We start from the raw sequence: 20,062 nt of genomic DNA on the forward strand, positions 1-20,062 counted from the left end.
CTCCTTAGCGCCTTATGCTTAAGACTGCGCTTTACCGGATTTGCTTTCAGCTGTTAATCACCGTTACCAGATTGTTATTTGGCTTACCGCTCAGCTCACGAGGACAAACCAGGGTACAGAGCTATGGCGCCTTGCAGGTAAACGAATGAAATATCAGTGAAACAACAGCAAATCAGCGTTTTTGCAGTCCGAATTATTCAAACCTGTATATCACTAATAACTGTCCTGATAACTTCGGTCAATACCATCACACTGTTACATAACTATTTGTCAGGTGAAAGAGAGACCTCATAACTTTTGCGCATTATATGCCTTTTCTGATGACGTTTGTAACAATATTGTTTAACATTTGTCAAATCAGATGATTAAAAATTAAAAAGATGTTGTTATCGTGACCCTGATCACTGTTCCAGAGAAAACCCGACAAACTGTATGTAGGTTAATTGTAATGATTTTGTGAACGGCCTATACTGCCGCCAGGTCTCCGGAACACCCTGCAATCCCGAGCCACCCAGCGTTGTAACGTGTCGTTTAAGCATCTGGAAGCAGTGTTTTGCATGACGCGCAGTTATAGAAAAGGAACGCTGCTTGACCCGCATCGCAGTCCGGAGGAAGGAAACAATAAGAACAGCATGTGGGCGTTATTCATGATAAGAAATGTGAAAAAACAAAGACCTGTCAATCTGGATCTCAAAACGATCCGGTTCCCTGTAACAGCAATAGCGTCCATTCTGCACCGTGTTTCTGGTGTGATTACGTTTGTGGCGGTCGGTATTTTGCTGTGGTTACTGGGCACCAGCCTCTCTTCCCCTGAAGGATTCCTCCAGGCCTCCGCCATCATGAACAGCTTCTTCGTGAAATTTATCATGTGGGGCATTCTGACCGCGCTGGCGTACCACGTCGTCGTGGGTGTTCGCCATATGCTGATGGACTTTGGCTACCTGGAAGAGACTTTCGAAGCCGGGAAACGCTCCGCTAACATTTCATTTGTGATTACTGTCGTGCTTTCACTTCTCGCAGGAGTTCTCGTATGGTAAGCAACGCCTCCGCATTAGGACGCAACGGCGTACATGACTTCATTCTGGTCCGTGCTACCGCCATCGTTCTCACTCTTTACATCATCTATATGATCGGTTTCTTCGCGACCAGCGGCACGCTGACGTGGGAAATCTGGAGTGGGTTCTTCGGATCCGCCTTCACCAAAGTGTTCACCCTGCTGGCTCTGTTCTCCATCCTTATTCATGCGTGGATTGGAATGTGGCAGGTGTTGACCGATTACGTTAAACCGCTGGCGATTCGCCTCCCACTGCAGCTGGCCATTGTTGTTGCACTGGTGGTTTACGTTATTTATGGATTCGTTGTGGTGTGGGGTGTGTAATGAAACTGCCAGTCAGAGAATTTGATGCTGTTGTAATTGGTGCCGGTGGCGCAGGTATGCGTGCCGCACTGCAAATTTCCCAGAGCGGCCAGACCTGTGCGCTGCTCTCTAAAGTTTTCCCGACCCGTTCCCACACTGTGTCTGCGCAGGGCGGTATCACCGTTGCGCTGGGTAACTCCCATGAAGATAACTGGGAATGGCACATGTACGACACGGTAAAAGGTTCCGACTACATCGGCGACCAGGATGCCATCGAATATATGTGTAAAACCGGCCCGGAAGCGATTCTGGAGCTGGACCACATGGGTCTGCCGTTCTCCCGTCTGGAAAATGGCACCATCTATCAGCGTCCGTTTGGCGGCCAGTCGAAAAACTTCGGCGGCGAGCAGGCGGCACGTACCGCGGCGGCGGCTGACCGTACCGGTCACGCACTGCTGCACACCCTGTATCAGCAGAACCTGAAAAACCATACCACCATCTTCTCCGAGTGGTACGCGCTGGATCTGGTGAAAAACGCCGATGGCGCAATCGTCGGCTGTACCGCGCTGTGCATCGAAACCGGTGAAGTGGTTTACTTCAAAGCCCGCGCTACCGTGCTGGCTACCGGCGGCGCAGGCCGTATCTATCAGTCCACCACCAACGCCCACATCAACACCGGTGACGGTGTCGGTATGGCTATCCGCGCGGGCGTGCCGGTGCAGGATATGGAGATGTGGCAGTTCCACCCAACCGGTATCGCCGGTGCGGGCGTTCTGGTAACAGAAGGCTGCCGCGGTGAAGGTGGTTACCTGCTGAACAAACACGGCGAGCGCTTCATGGAGCGTTATGCCCCGAATGCGAAAGACCTGGCGGGTCGTGACGTGGTGGCGCGTTCCATCATGATCGAAATCCGTGAAGGCCGCGGCTGTGACGGCCCATGGGGTCCACACGCGAAGCTGAAGCTCGACCACCTGGGTAAAGAAGTTCTGGAGTCCCGTCTGCCGGGCATCCTGGAGCTGTCCCGCACCTTCGCACACGTCGACCCGGTGAAAGAGCCGATTCCGGTTATCCCAACCTGCCACTACATGATGGGCGGTATTCCTACCAAAGTGACCGGTCAGGCGCTGACCGTAAACGAGCAGGGCGAAGACGTGGTCATTCCTGGCCTGTTCGCGGTAGGCGAAATTGCCTGCGTATCCGTACACGGTGCAAACCGTCTGGGCGGCAACTCCCTGCTGGATCTGGTGGTGTTTGGTCGTGCAGTCGGACTGCATCTGCAGGAATCCATTGCCGAGCAGGGCGCGCTGCGTGACGCGACCGACGACGAAATTGATGCCTCTCTTGAGCGTCTCAACCGCTGGAACGGTAACCGTAACGGCGAAGATCCGGTGGAAATCCGTAAAGCGCTGCAGGAATGCATGCAGCACAACTTCTCGGTATTCCGCGAAGGCGACGCGATGGCCAAAGGTCTTGAGCAGCTCAAAGCGATCCGCGAGCGTCTGAAAAATGCCCGTCTGGACGACACCTCCAGCGAATTCAACACCCAGCGCGTTGAGTGCCTGGAGCTGGATAACCTGATGGAAACCGCGTTCGCGACGGCGATGTCGGCAAACTTCCGTACCGAAAGCCGTGGCGCGCATAGCCGCTTCGACTTCCCGGATCGTGATGACGAAAACTGGCTGTGCCATTCCCTGTATCTGCCAGAGTCGGAATCCATGACGCGTCGTAGCGTCAACATGGAACCGAAACTGCGTCCGGCGTTCCCGCCGAAGATTCGTACTTACTAATGCGGAGACAGGATAATGAAACTCGAATTCTCAGTTTATCGTTATAACCCGGATGTTGATGATGCTCCGCGTATGCAGGACTACACCCTGGAAGCGGAAGAAGGTCGCGACATGATGCTGCTGGATGCCTTAATCCAGCTGAAAGAAAAAGATCCTACGCTGTCGTTCCGCCGCTCCTGCCGTGAAGGGGTTTGTGGCTCTGACGGTGTGAACATGAACGGCAAAAATGGCCTGGCCTGCATCACGCCAATTTCAGCGCTGCAGCGTCCTGGTCAGAAAATTGTTATCCGTCCTCTGCCAGGCCTGCCGGTCGTGCGTGATTTGGTGGTAGACATGGGGCAATTCTATGCACAATATGAGAAGATTAAGCCTTACTTATTGAATAATGGGCAAAATCCACCCGCTCGCGAGCACTTACAGTCTCCTGAGCAGCGTGAAAAACTCGATGGGTTGTACGAGTGTATTCTCTGCGCATGCTGTTCAACGTCCTGCCCGTCGTTCTGGTGGAACCCGGACAAGTTTATCGGCCCGGCCGGTCTGCTGGCTGCCTATCGCTTCCTGATCGATAGCCGCGACACCGAAACCGACAGCCGTCTGGAAGGGCTGAGTGACGCTTTCAGCGTATTCCGCTGCCATAGCATCATGAACTGCGTCAGTGTGTGTCCGAAGGGGCTGAACCCGACGCGCGCCATCGGCCATATTAAGTCGATGCTGCTGCAGCGCAGTGCGTAAGTAGCGAGAGGGGAGCGCTGTTCCCCTCACCCTAACCCTCTCCCTAAGGGAGAGGGGACAGATTGCAGGAAATCTTTAAAAACTGCCGACGGCATTCCCCCTCTCCCTTAGGGAGAGGGTAGGGGTGAGGGTAAAGACCCTTAGACAGTTTCTAAAGGTTCCTTCGCGGGCCACAAAGAGCTCGCAGGTGAACCCCGGCACGTACACGTGGTGTGCGTGGTAGTTTCTACGGCGAAAGTAAGCATAAAAATGCTTAAGGGATCACGATGCAGAACGGCGCAATGAAAGCCTGGCTGGACTCTTCTTTCCTTTCTGGTGCAAACCAGAGCTGGATTGAACAGCTCTATGAAGACTTCTTAACCGATCCTGACTCAGTGGACGCAAACTGGCGTTCCATGTTCCAGCAGTTGCCTGGCACAGGGGTCAAACCGGATCAATTCCATTCCAAAACACGTGATTATTTCCGTCGTCTGGCGAAGGATGCCTCACGTTACTCTTCTGCGATTTCCGACCCTGACACTAATGCGAAGCAGGTTAAAGTCCTGCAGCTTATCAACGCTTATCGCTTCCGTGGTCACCAGCATGCGAATCTCGATCCGCTGGGACTGTGGCAGCAAGACCGTGTGGCCGATCTCGATCCGGCGTATCACGATCTGACCGAGGCCGATTTCCAGGAAAGCTTTAACGTAGGTTCCTTTGCCATCGGCAAAGACACGATGAAGCTGGGCGATCTGATTGACGCGCTCAAGCAAACCTACTGCGGCTCCATCGGCGCGGAATACATGCACATTACCTCTACCGAAGAGAAACGCTGGATCCAGCAGCGCATCGAATCCGTAGCGGGCCACGCGACCTTCTCGGCTGACGAGAAAAAACGCTTCCTGAACGAACTGACCGCAGCGGAAGGGCTTGAGCGCTATCTGGGCGCGAAATTCCCGGGCGCAAAACGCTTCTCGCTGGAAGGCGGCGACGCGCTGGTGCCGATGCTCAAAGAGCTGATTCGTCACGCAGGCAAGAGCGGCACCCGTGAAGTGGTACTGGGCATGGCGCACCGTGGTCGTCTGAACGTGCTGGTCAACGTGCTGGGTAAAAAACCGCAGGACCTGTTCGACGAATTCGCGGGCAAACATAAAGAACACCTTGGCACCGGCGACGTGAAGTACCACATGGGCTTCTCGTCGGATATCGAAACCGAAGGCGGTCTGGTTCACCTGGCGCTGGCGTTTAACCCGTCACACCTGGAAATCGTTAGCCCGGTGGTTATCGGTTCCGTGCGTGCGCGTCTGGATCGTCTGGACGAGCCGAGCAGCAATAAAGTTCTGCCAATTACCATCCACGGCGATGCGGCGGTAACAGGGCAGGGCGTGGTTCAGGAAACCCTGAACATGTCGAAAGCGCGTGGTTATGAAGTGGGCGGTACCGTTCGCATCGTGATCAACAACCAGGTGGGCTTTACCACCTCTAACCCGCTTGACGCGCGTTCTACCCCATACTGCACCGACATCGGTAAGATGGTGCAGGCACCAATCTTCCACGTTAACGCGGATGACCCGGAAGCCGTTGCTTTCGTTACCCGTCTGGCGCTGGACTTCCGTAATACCTTTAAACGCGATGTGTTCATTGACCTCTTCTGCTACCGCCGTCACGGCCACAACGAAGCGGACGAGCCAAGTGCAACCCAGCCGTTGATGTATCAGAAAATCAAAAAACACCCGACCCCGCGCAAAATCTATGCTGACAAGCTGGAGAGCGACAAAGTGACGACGCTGGAAGATGCGACCGAAATGGTCAACCTCTACCGCGACGCGCTGGATGCGGGTGAATGCGTGGTCAAAGAGCTGCGCCCGATGAACATGCACTCCTTTACCTGGTCGCCGTACCTCAACCACGAGTGGGATGAGAGCTACCCGAACAAGGTTGAGATGAAGCGCCTGCAGGAGCTGGCTAAACGCATCAGCACCGTACCGGACGCTATCGAGATGCAGTCTCGCGTGGCGAAAATCTACGCTGACCGTCAGTCCATGGCGGCAGGCGAGAAGCTGTTCGACTGGGGCGGCGCTGAAACGCTGGCTTACGCAACGCTGGTTGACGAAGGCATTCCTGTTCGTCTGTCCGGTGAAGATGCGGGCCGTGGGACCTTCTTCCACCGTCACGCGGTTGTTCACAACCAGTCCAACGGTTCAACCTATACCCCGCTGCAGCACGTGCACAACGGTCAGGGCCAGTTCAAGGTCTGGGACTCCGTGCTGTCTGAAGAAGCGGTTCTGGCCTTCGAATACGGTTATGCCACCGCTGAACCACGCACCCTGACCATCTGGGAAGCGCAGTTCGGTGACTTCGCCAACGGCGCGCAGGTGGTTATCGACCAGTTCATCTCCTCCGGCGAGCAGAAGTGGGGCCGCATGTGTGGCCTGGTGATGCTGCTGCCGCACGGTTATGAAGGTCAGGGTCCGGAGCACTCCTCCGCGCGTCTGGAACGTTATCTGCAGCTCTGCGCCGAGCAGAACATGCAGGTCTGCGTGCCGTCCACCCCGGCTCAGGTCTACCACATGCTGCGTCGTCAGGCGCTGCGCGGTATGCGCCGTCCGCTGGTGGTGATGTCGCCGAAATCCCTGCTGCGTCACCCGCTGGCGGTGTCGAGCCTGGAAGAACTGGCGAACGGAACCTTCCTGCCAGCCATCGGTGAAATTGACGAGCTGGATCCGCAGGGCGTGAAGCGCGTGGTGATGTGTTCTGGTAAGGTTTATTACGACCTGCTGGAACAGCGCCGCAAGAACGATCAGAAAGATGTCGCCATCGTGCGTATCGAACAGCTTTATCCGTTCCCGCATCAGGCGATGCAGGAAGTGCTGAAACAATATGCTCACGTACATGATTTTGTCTGGTGCCAGGAAGAGCCGCTCAACCAGGGCGCATGGTACTGCAGCCAGCATCATTTCCGTGAAGTGATTCCATTTGGGTCAGCCCTGCGTTATGCAGGTCGCCCGGCCTCCGCCTCTCCGGCGGTAGGGTATATGTCCGTTCACCAGAAGCAGCAACAAGATCTGGTCAATGACGCGCTGAACGTCGATTAATTAAAGGATACAAAATGAGTAGCGTAGATATTCTTGTTCCCGACCTGCCTGAATCCGTAGCAGATGCGACCGTCGCTACCTGGCACAAAAAACCAGGCGATGCCGTTAAGCGCGATGAAGTGCTGGTAGAAATCGAAACTGACAAAGTGGTACTGGAAGTACCGGCTTCGGCGGATGGCGTTCTGGACGCGGTGCTGGAAGATGAAGGTACCACCGTAACCTCTCGTCAGATCCTGGGTCGCCTGCGTGAAGGCAACAGCGCGGGCAAAGAGTCCAGCGCGAAATCTGAAGAGAAAGCCTCTACGCCGGCTCAGCGCCAGCAGGCTTCTCTGGAAGAACAGTCTAACGACGCCCTCAGCCCGGCGATCCGTCGCCTGCTGGCTGAACACAGCCTTGACCCGGCAGCCATCAAAGGCACCGGTGTGGGCGGTCGTCTGACCCGCGAAGACATCGACAAACACCTGGCGAAAGCGCCAGCTCAGGCAGAAGCGAAAGCCCCTGCGGCAGCACCAGCAGCACAGCCTGCTCTGGGTGCCCGCAGCGAAAAACGCGTGCCAATGACTCGCCTGCGCAAGCGCGTGGCCGAGCGTCTGCTGGAAGCGAAAAACTCCACCGCGATGCTGACCACCTTCAACGAAGTGAACATGAAGCCAATCATGGACCTGCGCAAGCAGTACGGTGACGCGTTTGAAAAACGTCACGGTATCCGTCTGGGCTTTATGTCCTTCTACGTTAAGGCGGTAGTTGAAGCGCTGAAACGCTACCCGGAAGTGAACGCGTCTATCGATGGCGATGACGTGGTTTACCACAACTATTTCGACGTCAGCATGGCGGTTTCTACTCCACGCGGCCTGGTCACCCCGGTTCTGCGTGATGTAGATACCCTGGGTATGGCTGACATCGAGAAAAACATTAAAGAGCTGGCTGTAAAAGGCCGCGACGGCAAGCTGACCGTAGACGACCTGACCGGCGGTAACTTCACCATTACCAACGGCGGCGTATTCGGCTCGCTGATGTCTACCCCGATCATTAACCCGCCGCAGAGCGCGATCCTGGGTATGCATGCCATTAAAGATCGCCCGATGGCGGTAGACGGTAAAGTTGAGATCCTGCCGATGATGTACCTGGCGCTCTCTTACGATCACCGCCTGATCGACGGCCGCGAGTCCGTGGGCTTCCTGGTCGCGATTAAAGAGCTGCTGGAAGATCCAACCCGTCTGCTGCTGGACGTCTAGTTTTGCAGTCTTGCCCGGCGTCGTATGGCTGCCGGGCCAATAAAAGCACGACCTAACGATTACCTGAAGGATGGATAGAACACATGAACTTACATGAATATCAGGCCAAACAGCTGTTTGCCCGGTATGGCTTACCGGCTCCGGTGGGTTATGCCTGTACTACCCCGCGTGAAGCAGAAGAAGCCGCATCTAAAATCGGTTCCGGCCCTTGGGTAGTTAAGTGTCAGGTTCACGCTGGTGGCCGTGGTAAAGCGGGCGGTGTGAAGGTTGTTAAGAGCAAAGAAGAGATTCGTGCGTTTGCTGAACATTGGCTCGGCAAGCGTCTGGTAACGTACCAGACAGATGCGAACGGCCAGCCGGTTAACCAGATCCTGGTTGAAGCGGCGACCGATATCGCGAAAGAACTGTACCTGGGCGCGGTTGTTGACCGTAGCTCCCGTCGCGTGGTGTTCATGGCGTCTACCGAAGGCGGCGTGGAAATCGAAAAAGTGGCGGAAGAGACCCCGCACCTGATCCACAAAGTGGCAATCGATCCGCTGGCAGGTCCAATGCCTTACCAGGGTCGCGAGTTGGCGTTCAAACTGGGCCTGGAAGGCAAGCTGGTTCAGCAGTTCACCAAGATCTTCATGGGTCTGGCGAACATCTTCCTGGAGCGCGACCTGGCGCTGATCGAGATCAACCCGCTGGTGATCACCACCCAGGGCGACCTGATCTGCCTCGACGGCAAGCTGGGCGCTGACGGCAACGCGCTGTTCCGCCAGTCCGATCTGCGTGAAATGCGCGATCAGTCTCAGGAAGATCCGCGTGAAGCGCAGGCTGCACAGTGGGAGCTGAACTACGTGGCGCTGGACGGCAACATCGGCTGCATGGTTAACGGTGCGGGCCTGGCAATGGGCACCATGGACATCGTTAAGCTGCACGGCGGTGAGCCAGCAAACTTCCTCGACGTAGGCGGTGGCGCAACCAAAGAGCGCGTAACCGAAGCGTTCAAAATCATTCTCTCTGACGACAACGTGAAGGCCGTTCTGGTTAACATCTTCGGCGGCATCGTTCGTTGCGACCTGATCGCCGACGGTATCATCGGTGCGGTAGAAGAAGTGGGCGTGAACGTTCCGGTGGTTGTGCGTCTGGAAGGTAACAACGCTGAACTCGGCGCGAAAAAACTGGCTGACAGCGGCCTGAATATTATTGCAGCGAAAAGTCTGACGGATGCAGCTCAGCAGGTTGTTGCCGCAGTGGAGGGGAAATAATGTCAGTTTTAATTAATAAAGATACCAAGGTTATCTGCCAGGGCTTCACCGGTAGCCAGGGGACTTTCCACTCCGAACAGGCGATTGCCTACGGCACGCAGATGGTTGGCGGCGTAACGCCAGGTAAAGGCGGCACCACGCATCTGGGCCTGCCGGTATTCAACACCGTGCGTGAAGCCGTCGAAGCGACGGGCGCAACCGCGACCGTGATCTACGTTCCGGCACCGTTCTGCAAAGACTCCATTCTGGAAGCGATCGACGCAGGCATCAAGCTGATCATCACCATCACTGAAGGCATCCCGACGCTGGATATGCTGACCGTGAAGGTGAAGCTGGATGAAGCAGGCGTGCGCATGATCGGCCCGAACTGCCCTGGCGTTATCACCCCGGGCGAATGCAAAATCGGCATCATGCCGGGCCACATTCACAAGCCGGGTAAAGTGGGCATCGTGTCCCGTTCCGGTACGCTGACCTATGAAGCTGTGAAGCAGACCACCGATTACGGCTTCGGCCAGTCCACCTGCGTGGGCATCGGCGGTGACCCGATCCCGGGCTCTAACTTCATCGACATCCTGAAGCTGTTCCAGGAAGATCCACAGACCGAAGCGATCGTGATGATCGGTGAGATCGGTGGTAGCGCGGAAGAAGAAGCCGCTGCTTACATCAAAGAACACGTGACCAAGCCAGTTGTCGGTTACATCGCGGGCGTGACCGCGCCGAAAGGCAAGCGTATGGGTCACGCAGGCGCGATCATCGCCGGTGGTAAGGGTACGGCTGATGAGAAATTCGCAGCGCTGGAAGCCGCAGGCGTGAAAACCGTTCGCAGCCTGGCGGATATCGGCGAAGCACTGAAATCCATCATTAAGTAAGTCCTCTCTGCTCCCCGAAAGGGGGGCGTTGAAGTATAAAAATGTCCGTTTCGACATGGTTGGCCGCTGTAAAGCGGCCTTTTTTATTGCCTGCCGGGTGTCATGCAATAGTCACTAAATGGTGTTAATTAGAGAGGGGGGTAAAAGTAAAATAATTGTTATTTATTTACCTTAAAGAGAGCGGATGGAAAAAAACGAAAAACGCACTAAAATTTATGTCCTGAATAAATTAGGCATTCGGGCTTCTGAGTTAATAAAAATCAATTCTGTTTATATTCATCAATCGACTTGATAACCTTAATTGTATTTTATATACATATCTTTAACATGGTTTTTACTATGTTCACCGCATCAAAACACATTTAACACAACGGATTGTTTTTGATTTAAATCAATGTTTAATCCTTGGAAAAACCCATCAAAAGGCGGTAAATTGTCCCCGATCAAAATGGCCGAAAAGTGGTAATTTTGCTATAAATTGATCGCCGTCGAAAAACGTAAATGTGATTCAATAAAAACCTGTTTATTGTAAGGGTTTTGCAGCGTATTATATTTGCGGGATCAATTTGAGTTTTTTATTAACGTATTTGTAACCTCACGTCATCGTTTTTATCCTCCTTCAGGGTAATAACGACGACAAGGATGCGAATAATTTGTATTGGGGCATGCGTGTGGATCTCTCTCTGACGGGGTTCACTCTCGGAGTCTTCATGCGATGAGCAAGGAGTCATGATGTTAGATATAGTCGAACTGTCGCGCTTACAGTTTGCCTTGACCGCGATGTACCACTTCCTGTTTGTGCCACTGACGCTCGGTATGGCGTTCCTGCTGGCCATTATGGAAACGGTATACGTTCTCTCCGGCAAACAGATTTATAAAGATATGACCAAGTTCTGGGGCAAGTTGTTTGGTATCAACTTTGCGCTGGGCGTGGCAACCGGTTTGACCATGGAGTTCCAGTTCGGGACTAACTGGTCTTACTATTCCCACTATGTCGGGGATATCTTCGGTGCGCCGCTGGCCATTGAAGGTCTGATGGCATTCTTCCTCGAATCCACCTTTGTAGGTCTGTTCTTCTTCGGCTGGGACCGTCTGGGTAAAGTCCAGCATATGGCGGTGACCTGGCTGGTGGCATTAGGTTCGAACCTGTCCGCGCTGTGGATTCTGGTGGCGAACGGCTGGATGCAGAACCCTATCGCGTCTGATTTCAACTTCGAAACCATGCGTATGGAGATGGTCAGCTTTGCCGAGCTGGTCCTGAACCCGGTTGCGCAGGTTAAATTCGTTCACACCGTCGCTTCTGGCTACGTGTGCGGCGCGATGTTTGTACTGGGCATCAGCTCTTACTACATGCTGCGCGGTCGTGACTTCGCGTTTGCTAAGCGCTCCTTTGCTATCGCGGCAAGCTTCGGTATGGCTGCAATCCTCTCTGTTATCGTTCTGGGTGATGAATCCGGTTACGAAATGGGTGACGTGCAGAAAACCAAACTGGCCGCCATCGAAGCCGAATGGGAAACCCAACCAGCGCCTGCTGCCTTTACGCTGTTCGGTATTCCGGATCAGGACGCGCAGGAAAACCGCTTCGCCATTCAGATCCCTTATGCGCTGGGTATCATCGCCACCCGTTCTGTTGATAAGCAGGTGACCGGTCTGAAAGAGCTGATGGTTCAGCACGAAGAGCGTATCCGTAACGGTATGAAAGCCTACTCGCTGCTGGAACAGCTGCGTGCCGGTTCTACCGACCAGGCCGTTCGCGACCAGTTCAACAACGTGAAGAAAGATCTGGGTTACGGTTTGCTGCTGAAGCGTTATACCCCGAACGTTTCTGATGCGACAGAAGCGCAGATCCAGATGGCTACCAAAGACTCGATTCCACGCGTTGCGCCACTGTACTTCGCATTCCGTATCATGGTGGGCTGCGGCATCATCATGCTGCTGATCATTGCGGCGTCCTTCTGGTCCGTGATTCGTAACCGCATCGGCGAGAAAAAATGGCTGCTGCGCACCGCGCTGTACGGTATTCCACTGCCGTGGATCGCGATCGAATCCGGCTGGTTTGTTGCGGAGTACGGCCGTCAGCCATGGGCGATTGGTGAGGTACTGCCAACGGCGGTAGCGAACTCGTCCCTGACAGCGGGCGACCTGATCTTCTCCATGCTGCTGATTTGTGGTCTGTACACCCTGTTCCTGGTGGCTGAACTGTTCCTGATGTTCAAGTTCGCGCGCCTTGGCCCAAGCAGCCTGAAAACCGGTCGCTATCACTACGAGCAGTCCACTGCGACTACTCAGCCGGCACGCTAAGACAGGAGTCATCAAATGATCGATTATGAAGTATTGCGTTTTATCTGGTGGCTGCTGGTTGGCGTTCTGCTGATCGGTTTTGCCGTCACGGATGGTTTCGACATGGGGGTGGGGATGCTCACCCGTTTCCTCGGTCGTAATGACACCGAGCGTCGAATCATGATCAACTCCATCGCCCCTCACTGGGACGGTAACCAGGTGTGGCTGATCACCGCTGGCGGCGCGCTGTTCGCTGCCTGGCCGATGGTCTACGCGGCTGCGTTCTCCGGCTTCTACGTGGCGATGATTCTGGTGCTGGCCTCTTTATTCTTCCGTCCGGTTGGTTTCGACTACCGTTCCAAGATTGAAGACACCCGCTGGCGCAACATGTGGGACTGGGGCATCTTTATCGGTAGCTTCGTTCCACCGCTGGTGATCGGCGTGGCGTTCGGTAACCTGCTGCAGGGCGTACCGTTCCACCTGGACGAATACATGCGTCTTTACTACACCGGTAACTTTTTCCAGCTGCTGAATCCGTTTGGCCTGCTGGCCGGCGTGGTGAGCGTGGCGATGATCATCACTCAGGGCGCAACCTATCTGCAGATGCGTACGGTTGGTGAACTGCACCTGCGTTCTCGCGCGACGGCTCAGGTCGCTGCGCTGGTCACGCTGGTCTGCTTTGCACTGGCCGGCGTATGGGTGGTGTACGGTATTGATGGTTATGTGGTGACCTCTGCAATTAACCACTCGGCACCGTCTAACCCGCTGACCAAAGAAGTGGCGCGTCAGGCTGGCGCCTGGCTGGTGAACTTCAATAACACCCCTGCGCTGTGGGCGATCCCGGCTCTGGGCGTATTGCTGCCGCTGCTGACCGTGTTGACGTCTCGTCTGGAGAAAGGCGCGCTGGCGTTCGTGTTCTCTTCGCTGACCCTGGCGTGCATCATCCTGACGGCGGGTATTGCGATGTTCCCATTCGTCATGCCATCCAGCACCATGCTGAATGCTAGCCTGACCATGTGGGACGCAACGTCCAGCCAGCTGACGCTGAACCTGATGACGTATGTTGCTTGCGTGTTCGTACCGATTATCCTGCTCTACACCACCTGGTGTTACTGGAAAATGTTCGGTCGCATCACTAAAGAACATATCGAAAGCAACACCCACTCTATGTACTAAGTAAGGAGCTGAATATGTGGTATTTCGCATGGATTTTAGGGACGCTTCTTGCCTGTGCATTTGGTGTCATCACTGCCCTGGCGCTTGAGCACGTCGAAGCGACCAAAGCGGGTGAAGAAAAACACTGATGAATATTATCGCGACGCTTTACGCGGTAATGGATAAGCGCCCGCTACGGGCGCTTTCTTTAGTGATGGCATTACTGCTGGCAGGTTGTATCTTCTGGGACCCTTCGCGCTTTGCAGCGAAAACCAGCGAGCTTGAAATCTGGCACGGCTTTCTCATTATGTGGGCGGTGTGCGCAGGTGTGATCCACGGCGTGGGCTTTCGTCCGAAAGCCGTTCACTGGCAGGGAATTTTTTGCCCGCTGATTGCCGATCTGGTGCTTCTCGCCGGTTTGATTTTCTTCTTCTTCTGAATAAGAAATGTCCGTTAACGTTATGGGCTTACCCGAGCCCATAAAAATTTACTCTCCGTTTACTTTCTCCCATTCCCAACCCTCTTTCCCGCGCGTATAGTAGCGAAGTTTAAAAGCATTAACTTTTGTTGCATTACCGGGATGTAAAGTGAATACAACGCTGTTTCGATGGCCGGTTCGTGTCTATTACGAAGATACCGATGCCGGTGGTGTGGTTTACCACGCCAGCTACGTTGCTTTTTATGAACGGGCACGCACAGAGATGCTGCGCCATCATCACTTTAGTCAACAGGTGCTGTTGGCTGAGCGAGTTGCCTTCGTGGTACGCAAGATGACGCTTGAGTATTTTGCGCCTGCCAGACTCGACGATATGCTCGAAGTCCAAACTGAAATTACATCAATGCGCGGGACCTCACTGGTTTTCACGCAGCGGATAGTCAACGCAGAGAATACCGTACTGAACTCAGCTGAAGTGCTGATTGTTTGTGTTGATCCAACCATAATGAAGCCTCGTGCGCTTCCTAAGTCTATTGTCGCGGAGTTTAAGCAGTGACTGACATGAATATCCTTGATTTGTTCCTGAAGGCAAGCCTTCTGGTTAAACTTATCATGTTGATTTTGATTGGTTTTTCAATCGCATCCTGGGCCATCATCATCCAGAGAACGCGTATCCTCAATGCCGCTGGCCGTGAAGCTGAAGCGTTTGAAGATAAGTTCTGGTCGGGTATTGAGCTTTCTCGTCTTTATCAGGAAAGCCAGGGACGCCGTGAAAACCTTACAGGCTCCGAGCAAATTTTTTATAGCGGTTTCAAAGAGTTTGCTCGTCTGCATCGTGCAAACAATCATGCGCCGGAAGCGGTTGTAGAAGGTGCCTCGCGTGCGATGCGTATCTCTATGAACCGTGAGCTGGAAAATCTCGAAACGCATATTCCATTCCTCGGCACTGTCGGTTCCATCAGCCCGTATATCGGCCTGTTTGGTACCGTGTGGGGGATCATGCACGCCTTTATCGCGCTGGGCGCGGTGAAGCAGGCGACGTTGCAGATGGTTGCACCGGGTATCGCTGAAGCACTGATTGCGACCGCTATCGGTCTGTTTGCGGCAATTCCTGCGGTTATGGCTTACAACCGTCTGAACCAGCGCGTGAACAAACTGGAACTGAACTACGACAACTTTATGGAAGAGTTCACTGCGATTCTGCACCGTCAGGCGTTTACCAGCACCGAGAGCAACAAGGGGTAAACCATGGCCAGATCGCGTGGACGAGGTCGTCGCGAGCTCAAGTCCGAAATCAATATCGTTCCACTGCTGGACGTCCTGCTGGTACTGCTGCTGATCTTCATGGCGACAGCGCCAATCATTACCCAGAGCGTGGAAGTGGATCTGCCGGATGCGACAGAATCACAGGCGGTGAGCACCAACGACGATCCTCCGGTTATCATTGAGGTTTCCGGCGTAGGGCAATACAGCGTCGTGGTAGAGAAGGATCGTATGGATCAGCTGCCGCCTGAGCAGGTTATTGCTGAAGCGCAGCGTCGTCTGGAGTCAAATCCGAAAACGGTCTTCTTAATCGGTGGCGCGAAAGACGTACCCTACGATGAAATTATTAAAGCGCTGAACTTGCTACATAGTGCGGGTGTTAAGTCAGTTGGCTTAATGACCCAACCTATTTGATCATCCGCGTAGTTTTTGGGAACCGATAGTGTCAAAGGCAACCGAACAGAACGACAAGCTTAAGCGAGCGATAATCGTCTCCGCAGTGCTGCACGTTATTCTCTTTGCAGCGCTGATCTGGAGTTCGTTCGACGAGCATATTGATGCATCAGCCGGCGGCGGTGGAGGGTCTTCCATTGACGCCGTGATGGTGGATCCCGGTGCGGTAGTACAGAACTATAATCGCGAGCAACAGCAGAAGGCGAGTGCCAAACGGGCTGAAGAGCAGCGCGAAAAACAGTCGCAACAGCAGGCGGAAGAACTGCGTGAAAAGCAGGCCGCAGAGCAGGAGCGTCTGAAGCAGCTTGAGAAAGAACGTTTGCAGGCGCAGGAAGCTGCGAAAGAGCAGGCGGAGCAGCAGAAACAAGCCGAAGAGGCCGCGAAGAAAGCCCAGGAACAGCAAAAGCAGGCGGAAGAGGCGGCAGCAAAAGCCGCAGCGGACGCGAAAGCACAGGCTGATGCCCAGGCAAAATTAGCGGCAGAAGCGGCGAAGAAAGCCGCTGCAGATGCTCAGAAGAAAGCTGAAGCAGAAGCGGCGAAGAAAGCCGCTGCCGATGCTCAGAAGAAAGCTGAAGCGGAAGCCGCGAAGAAAGCCGCTGCCGATGCTCTGAAGAAAGCCGAAGCGGAAGCCGCGAAAAAAGCCGCTCAGGAAGCAGAGAAGAAAGCTGCTGCCGAGGCCGCGAAGAAAGCGGCTGCTGCTGAGAAAGCGGCTGCAGAAAAAGCTGCCGCCGCTGAAAAAGCCGCTGCCGATAAAAAAGCTGCAGCTGAGAAGGCCGCTGCCGATAAGAAAGCTGCTGCTGATAAAGCGGCGGCCAAAAAGGCCGCGGCTGCTGAAAAAGCCGCTGCTGCCGCAGGGGTTGACGATCTGCTGGGCGATTTAAGCTCCGGTAAGAATGCACCGAAAACGGGCGGTGGGGCGAAAGGAAACAACGCAGCGCCGACGGGAAGTGGTAACACTAAGAGTAACGGTGCGACAGGGGCTGAAATCAACGGTTATGCCGCGCAGATTAAATCCGCTATTGAAAGCCGATTCTATGATGCGTCTTCCTATACCGGTAAAACGTGTACGTTGCGTATAAAACTGGCTCCGGACGGCATGCTGCTGGATATCAAGTCTGAAGGTGGCGACCCGGCTCTATGTACTGCGGCCCTGGCTGCAGCGCGTCAGGCGAAGATGCCTAAACCGCCGTCTCAGGCAGTTTACGAAGTCTTCAAAAATGCGCCGCTGGACTTCAAACCTTAAGTTACATTTTCCCCGTGCAAACGGGGAAAAATAGACCAGGTTTAGTCACAGGGTTCTGGTAGTTTTGTCTATTTGAGTTTGTTAACATTCTGCTAAATTATCGTGGGTAAGGTTACCCGGATAAGGGAGATATGATGAAGCAGGCATTACGTGTAGCATTTAGTTTTTTAATGCTGTGGGCAGCAGTACTGCACGCAGAAGTACGTATCGAGATCACCCAGGGGGTGGACTCGGCACGCCCAATCGGTGTTGTTCCGTTCCAGTGGGCCGGTCCTGGCGCTGCACCTGAAGATGCCGGTGGCATCGTGGCGGCTGACCTGCGTAACAGCGGTAAATTCAACCCGTTAGATCGTTCTCGTCTGCCGCAGCAGCCGGGCAGCGCGCAGGAAGTACAGCCTGCAGCATGGTCTGCACTGGGTATTGATGCCGTGGTTGTGGGTCAGGTTACGCCTAACCCGGACGGCTCTTACAACGTGGCCTGGCAGCTGGTGGATACCGGCGGTGCACCGGGTACCGTTCTGGCACAGAACTCTTACAAGGTCACTAAGCAGTACCTGCGCTACGCGGCACACGCTGCCAGCGATGCGGTATTTGAAAAACTGACCGGCATTAAAGGGGCGTTCCGTACCCGTATTGCTTATGTGGTGCAGACCAACGGTGGTCAGTTCCCGTATGAGCTGCGCGTATCTGACTACGACGGCTACAACCAGTTCCTGGTGAAACGTTCTTCACAGCCGCTGATGTCTCCAGCCTGGTCTCCTGACGGTTCTAAACTGGCCTATGTAACCTTCGAAAGCGGCCGTTCAGCGCTGGTTATCCAGACGCTGGCAAACGGTGCTGTTCGTCAGGTGGCGTCTTTCCCACGTCACAACGGTGCACCTTCCTTCTCTCCGGACGGGTCTAAACTGGCGTTTGCGCTGTCAAAAACCGGTAGCCTGAACCTGTACGTGATGGACATTGGCTCTGGCCAGATCCGTCAGGTAACCGACGGTCGCAGCAACAACACTGAACCTTCATGGTTCCCGGATAGTCAAAACCTGGCGTTTACTTCTGACCAGGCTGGCCGTCCACAAATCTATAAAGTCAACATCAACGGCGGTGCTCCGCAGCGTATTACCTGGGAAGGTTCGCAGAACCAGAACTCAGACGTGAGCAGCGACGGTAAATTTATGGTAATGGTGAGCTCCAACGGTGGGCAGCAGCACATTGCCAAACAGGATCTGGTAGCGGGTGGCGTTCAAGTTCTGTCGTCAACGTTCCTGGATGAAACGCCAAGTCTGGCACCTAACGGCACGATGGTAATCTACAGCTCTTCTCAGGGGATGGGATCTGTGCTGAATCTGGTTTCTACAGATGGGCGTTTCAAAGCGCGTATTCCGGCAACTGATGGACAGGTAAAATCACCTGCCTGGTCGCCGTATCTGTAAATAATAATTAATTGATTACTAAAGGAATCATAGAAATGCAACTGAACAAAGTGCTGAAGGGGCTGATGATCGCTCTGCCTGTAATGGCAATCGCAGCGTGTTCTTCTAACAAGAACGCCAGCAATGACCAGAGCGGCGAAGGCATGATGGGTGCCGGCACCGGTATGGACGCGAACGGCAATGGCAACATGTCTTCTGAAGAGCAGGCGCGTCTTCAGATGCAGCAGCTGCAGCAGAACAACATCGTTTACTTCGATCTGGATAAATACGACATCCGTTCTGACTTCGCTGCGATGCTGGATGCTCACGCTAACTTCCTGCGTAGCAACCCATCTTACAAAGTCACCGTAGAAGGTCACGCGGACGAACGTGGTACTCCAGAGTACAACATCTCCCTGGGTGAACGTCGTGCTAACGCTGTTAAAATGTACCTGCAGGGTAAAGGCGTTTCTGCTGACCAGATCTCCATCGTTTCTTACGGTAAAGAAAAACCTGCAGTACTGGGTCACGACGAAGCGGCTTACTCCAAAAACCGTCGTGCCGTACTGGTTTACTAAGAGAATTGCATGAGCAGTAACTTCAGACATCATCTGTTGAGTCTGTCGTTACTGGTTGGAATAGCGGCCCCCTGGGCCGCTTTTGCTCAGGCACCAATCAGTAGTGTCGGCTCAGGCTCGGTAGAAGACCGGGTCACTCAACTCGAGCGTATTTCTAACGCTCACAGCCAGCTTTTAACCCAACTCCAGCAACAACTTTCTGATAACCAAAACGATATTGACTCTCTCCGCGGCCAGATTCAGGAAAGCCAGTATCAGTTGAACCAGGTTGTGGAACGTCAGAAGCAGATTTTGCTGCAGATAGATAGCCTGAGCAGCGGTGGTGCAGCAGCACAAGCACAGCCAGCCGCGGGCGATCAGACCGGTGCGGCGACATCAGCTCCGGCTGCGGATGCTTCTGCTGCAACAGGTGCGCCTGTACAGAGCGGTGACGCGAATACGGACTACAACGCGGCCATTGCCCTGGTGCAGGATCAATCTCGTCAGGATGACGCGCTTGCTGCGTTTCAGAACTTTGTTAAGAAATACCCTGATTCCACTTATCAGCCAAATGCGAATTACTGGCTCGGTCAGCTGAATTACAACAAGGGTAAAAAGGACGATGCGGCGTTTTATTTTGCCTCAGTGGTGAAAAATTACCCGAAATCGCCAAAAGCGCCTGATGCGATGTATAAAGTGGGCGTCATCATGCAGGACAAAGGCGACACTGCGAAAGCCAAAGCGGTTTACCAGCAGGTGGTCTCCAAATTCCCGGGTACCGAAGGTGCTAAGCAGGCGCAAAAACGTCTGAATTCGATGGGATGATTATCGCATGACCAGAAATCGCGTTATTTCTGGTCGTGCAGCATGATTCGTAAGCAGTTAAGTGATCTTCATCGAAATTTTTGTTGCGCTGAATTCTTAAATCAGTAATATATGCCGCCGTTGCCACGGGATATCAAACA

19 protein-coding genes are annotated in these 20,062 nt (G+C 54.0%); all 19 read left to right on the top strand.

All coding sequences use genetic code 11. The features are described from left to right. Positions 1-632: 632 nt before the first annotated feature. The gene (gene sdhC / locus EnteroDNA1_RS20240) at positions 633-1,037 is read left to right on the top strand and encodes a succinate dehydrogenase cytochrome b556 subunit (RefSeq protein WP_020684965.1); all 405 of its coding nucleotides are present in this window, start codon (positions 633-635) and stop codon (positions 1,035-1,037) included. Continuing rightward, a complete protein-coding gene (sdhD, locus tag EnteroDNA1_RS20245) occupies positions 1,031-1,378 on the top strand; it encodes a succinate dehydrogenase membrane anchor subunit (RefSeq protein WP_008501088.1) in 348 nt (115 codons plus the stop codon). The genes sdhC and sdhD overlap by 7 nt, the downstream gene beginning before the upstream one ends. Then, a complete protein-coding gene (gene sdhA / locus EnteroDNA1_RS20250; protein ID WP_023310789.1) occupies positions 1,378-3,144 on the top strand; it encodes a succinate dehydrogenase flavoprotein subunit in 1,767 nt (588 codons plus the stop codon). The genes sdhD and sdhA overlap by 1 nt, the downstream gene beginning before the upstream one ends. Before the next feature lie 15 nt (positions 3,145-3,159). Beyond that, positions 3,160-3,876, top strand: coding sequence for a succinate dehydrogenase iron-sulfur subunit SdhB (sdhB, locus tag EnteroDNA1_RS20255; RefSeq protein ID WP_008501090.1), 717 nt, complete (start codon positions 3,160-3,162; stop codon positions 3,874-3,876). 266 nt (positions 3,877-4,142) lie between these two features. Next, positions 4,143-6,950, top strand: coding sequence for a 2-oxoglutarate dehydrogenase E1 component (gene sucA / locus EnteroDNA1_RS20260; protein WP_033144953.1), 2,808 nt, complete (start codon positions 4,143-4,145; stop codon positions 6,948-6,950). 14 nt (positions 6,951-6,964) lie between these two features. After that, on the top strand, positions 6,965-8,185 hold the full coding sequence (odhB, locus tag EnteroDNA1_RS20265) for a 2-oxoglutarate dehydrogenase complex dihydrolipoyllysine-residue succinyltransferase (RefSeq protein WP_008501093.1): 1,221 nt from the start codon (positions 6,965-6,967) through the stop codon (positions 8,183-8,185). An 83-nt stretch (positions 8,186-8,268) separates the two neighbouring features. Further along, on the top strand, positions 8,269-9,435 hold the full coding sequence (gene sucC, locus EnteroDNA1_RS20270; RefSeq protein ID WP_023310791.1) for an ADP-forming succinate--CoA ligase subunit beta: 1,167 nt from the start codon (positions 8,269-8,271) through the stop codon (positions 9,433-9,435). Next, entirely contained in the window at positions 9,435-10,304 is an 870-nt protein-coding gene (gene sucD, locus EnteroDNA1_RS20275; RefSeq protein ID WP_008501094.1) for a succinate--CoA ligase subunit alpha, read from the top strand. Before sucC ends, sucD begins: the two co-directional genes overlap by 1 nt. A 732-nt stretch (positions 10,305-11,036) precedes the next feature. Continuing rightward, the gene (gene cydA, locus EnteroDNA1_RS20280; protein WP_023310795.1) at positions 11,037-12,605 is read left to right on the top strand and encodes a cytochrome ubiquinol oxidase subunit I; all 1,569 of its coding nucleotides are present in this window, start codon (positions 11,037-11,039) and stop codon (positions 12,603-12,605) included. 15 nt (positions 12,606-12,620) lie between these two features. Further along, positions 12,621-13,760 carry a cytochrome d ubiquinol oxidase subunit II gene (gene cydB / locus EnteroDNA1_RS20285; protein WP_047061368.1) on the top strand — a complete coding sequence of 380 codons (1,140 nt, stop codon included), beginning with the start codon at positions 12,621-12,623 and terminating at the stop codon, positions 13,758-13,760. Positions 13,761-13,774: 14 nt separating this feature from the next. Then, positions 13,775-13,888, top strand: coding sequence for a cytochrome bd-I oxidase subunit CydX (gene cydX, locus EnteroDNA1_RS20290; protein WP_003858598.1), 114 nt, complete (start codon positions 13,775-13,777; stop codon positions 13,886-13,888). Beyond that, complete coding sequence (gene ybgE / locus EnteroDNA1_RS20295) at positions 13,888-14,178, top strand: cyd operon protein YbgE (protein ID WP_010428735.1); 291 nt, start codon at positions 13,888-13,890, stop codon at positions 14,176-14,178. The genes cydX and ybgE overlap by 1 nt, the downstream gene beginning before the upstream one ends. 148 nt (positions 14,179-14,326) lie before the next feature. Continuing rightward, positions 14,327-14,731 (top strand): tol-pal system-associated acyl-CoA thioesterase, encoded by a 405-nt coding sequence (gene ybgC / locus EnteroDNA1_RS20300; protein WP_003858593.1) that lies wholly within the window; start codon positions 14,327-14,329, stop codon positions 14,729-14,731. After that, on the top strand, positions 14,728-15,420 hold the full coding sequence (gene tolQ, locus EnteroDNA1_RS20305) for a Tol-Pal system protein TolQ (RefSeq protein ID WP_008501101.1): 693 nt from the start codon (positions 14,728-14,730) through the stop codon (positions 15,418-15,420). Before ybgC ends, tolQ begins: the two co-directional genes overlap by 4 nt. Positions 15,421-15,423: 3 nt before the next feature. Continuing rightward, complete coding sequence (gene tolR / locus EnteroDNA1_RS20310; protein WP_003858589.1) at positions 15,424-15,852, top strand: colicin uptake protein TolR; 429 nt, start codon at positions 15,424-15,426, stop codon at positions 15,850-15,852. A gap of 28 nt (positions 15,853-15,880) precedes the next feature. Then, the gene (gene tolA, locus EnteroDNA1_RS20315; RefSeq protein ID WP_069303828.1) at positions 15,881-17,134 is read left to right on the top strand and encodes a cell envelope integrity protein TolA; all 1,254 of its coding nucleotides are present in this window, start codon (positions 15,881-15,883) and stop codon (positions 17,132-17,134) included. Positions 17,135-17,268: 134 nt separating this feature from the next. After that, positions 17,269-18,561, top strand: coding sequence for a Tol-Pal system beta propeller repeat protein TolB (gene tolB / locus EnteroDNA1_RS20320; protein WP_008501103.1), 1,293 nt, complete (start codon positions 17,269-17,271; stop codon positions 18,559-18,561). A gap of 35 nt (positions 18,562-18,596) precedes the next feature. Further along, positions 18,597-19,118: a peptidoglycan-associated lipoprotein Pal gene (gene pal / locus EnteroDNA1_RS20325; protein ID WP_003858578.1), complete on the top strand. Its 522-nt coding sequence runs from the start codon at positions 18,597-18,599 to the stop codon at positions 19,116-19,118. A gap of 9 nt (positions 19,119-19,127) precedes the next feature. Continuing rightward, on the top strand, positions 19,128-19,922 hold the full coding sequence (cpoB, locus tag EnteroDNA1_RS20330; RefSeq protein ID WP_048976319.1) for a cell division protein CpoB: 795 nt from the start codon (positions 19,128-19,130) through the stop codon (positions 19,920-19,922). Positions 19,923-20,062 lie beyond the last annotated feature (140 nt).

Origin of the sequence: Enterobacter sp. HK169, assembly GCF_001719105.1 — a bacterium.
Classification (GTDB): Bacteria; Pseudomonadota; Gammaproteobacteria; order Enterobacterales; family Enterobacteriaceae; genus Enterobacter; species Enterobacter asburiae_B.

What these genes read in the sequence shown, in the direction of transcription:
- sdhC (WP_020684965.1), top strand. Translation starts at nt 633, where the DNA reads ATGTGGGCGTTATTCATGATAAGAAATGTGAAAAAACAAAGACCTGTC.
- sdhD (WP_008501088.1), top strand. Translation starts at nt 1,031, where the DNA reads ATGGTAAGCAACGCCTCCGCATTAGGACGCAACGGCGTACATGACTTC.
- sdhA (WP_023310789.1), top strand. Translation starts at nt 1,378, where the DNA reads ATGAAACTGCCAGTCAGAGAATTTGATGCTGTTGTAATTGGTGCCGGT.
- sdhB (WP_008501090.1), top strand. Translation starts at nt 3,160, where the DNA reads ATGAAACTCGAATTCTCAGTTTATCGTTATAACCCGGATGTTGATGAT.
- sucA (WP_033144953.1), top strand. Translation starts at nt 4,143, where the DNA reads ATGCAGAACGGCGCAATGAAAGCCTGGCTGGACTCTTCTTTCCTTTCT.
- odhB (WP_008501093.1), top strand. Translation starts at nt 6,965, where the DNA reads ATGAGTAGCGTAGATATTCTTGTTCCCGACCTGCCTGAATCCGTAGCA.
- sucC (WP_023310791.1), top strand. Translation starts at nt 8,269, where the DNA reads ATGAACTTACATGAATATCAGGCCAAACAGCTGTTTGCCCGGTATGGC.
- sucD (WP_008501094.1), top strand. Translation starts at nt 9,435, where the DNA reads ATGTCAGTTTTAATTAATAAAGATACCAAGGTTATCTGCCAGGGCTTC.
- cydA (WP_023310795.1), top strand. Translation starts at nt 11,037, where the DNA reads ATGTTAGATATAGTCGAACTGTCGCGCTTACAGTTTGCCTTGACCGCG.
- cydB (WP_047061368.1), top strand. Translation starts at nt 12,621, where the DNA reads ATGATCGATTATGAAGTATTGCGTTTTATCTGGTGGCTGCTGGTTGGC.
- cydX (WP_003858598.1), top strand. Translation starts at nt 13,775, where the DNA reads ATGTGGTATTTCGCATGGATTTTAGGGACGCTTCTTGCCTGTGCATTT.
- ybgE (WP_010428735.1), top strand. Translation starts at nt 13,888, where the DNA reads ATGAATATTATCGCGACGCTTTACGCGGTAATGGATAAGCGCCCGCTA.
- tolR (WP_003858589.1), top strand. Translation starts at nt 15,424, where the DNA reads ATGGCCAGATCGCGTGGACGAGGTCGTCGCGAGCTCAAGTCCGAAATC.
- tolB (WP_008501103.1), top strand. Translation starts at nt 17,269, where the DNA reads ATGAAGCAGGCATTACGTGTAGCATTTAGTTTTTTAATGCTGTGGGCA.
- pal (WP_003858578.1), top strand. Translation starts at nt 18,597, where the DNA reads ATGCAACTGAACAAAGTGCTGAAGGGGCTGATGATCGCTCTGCCTGTA.
- cpoB (WP_048976319.1), top strand. Translation starts at nt 19,128, where the DNA reads ATGAGCAGTAACTTCAGACATCATCTGTTGAGTCTGTCGTTACTGGTT.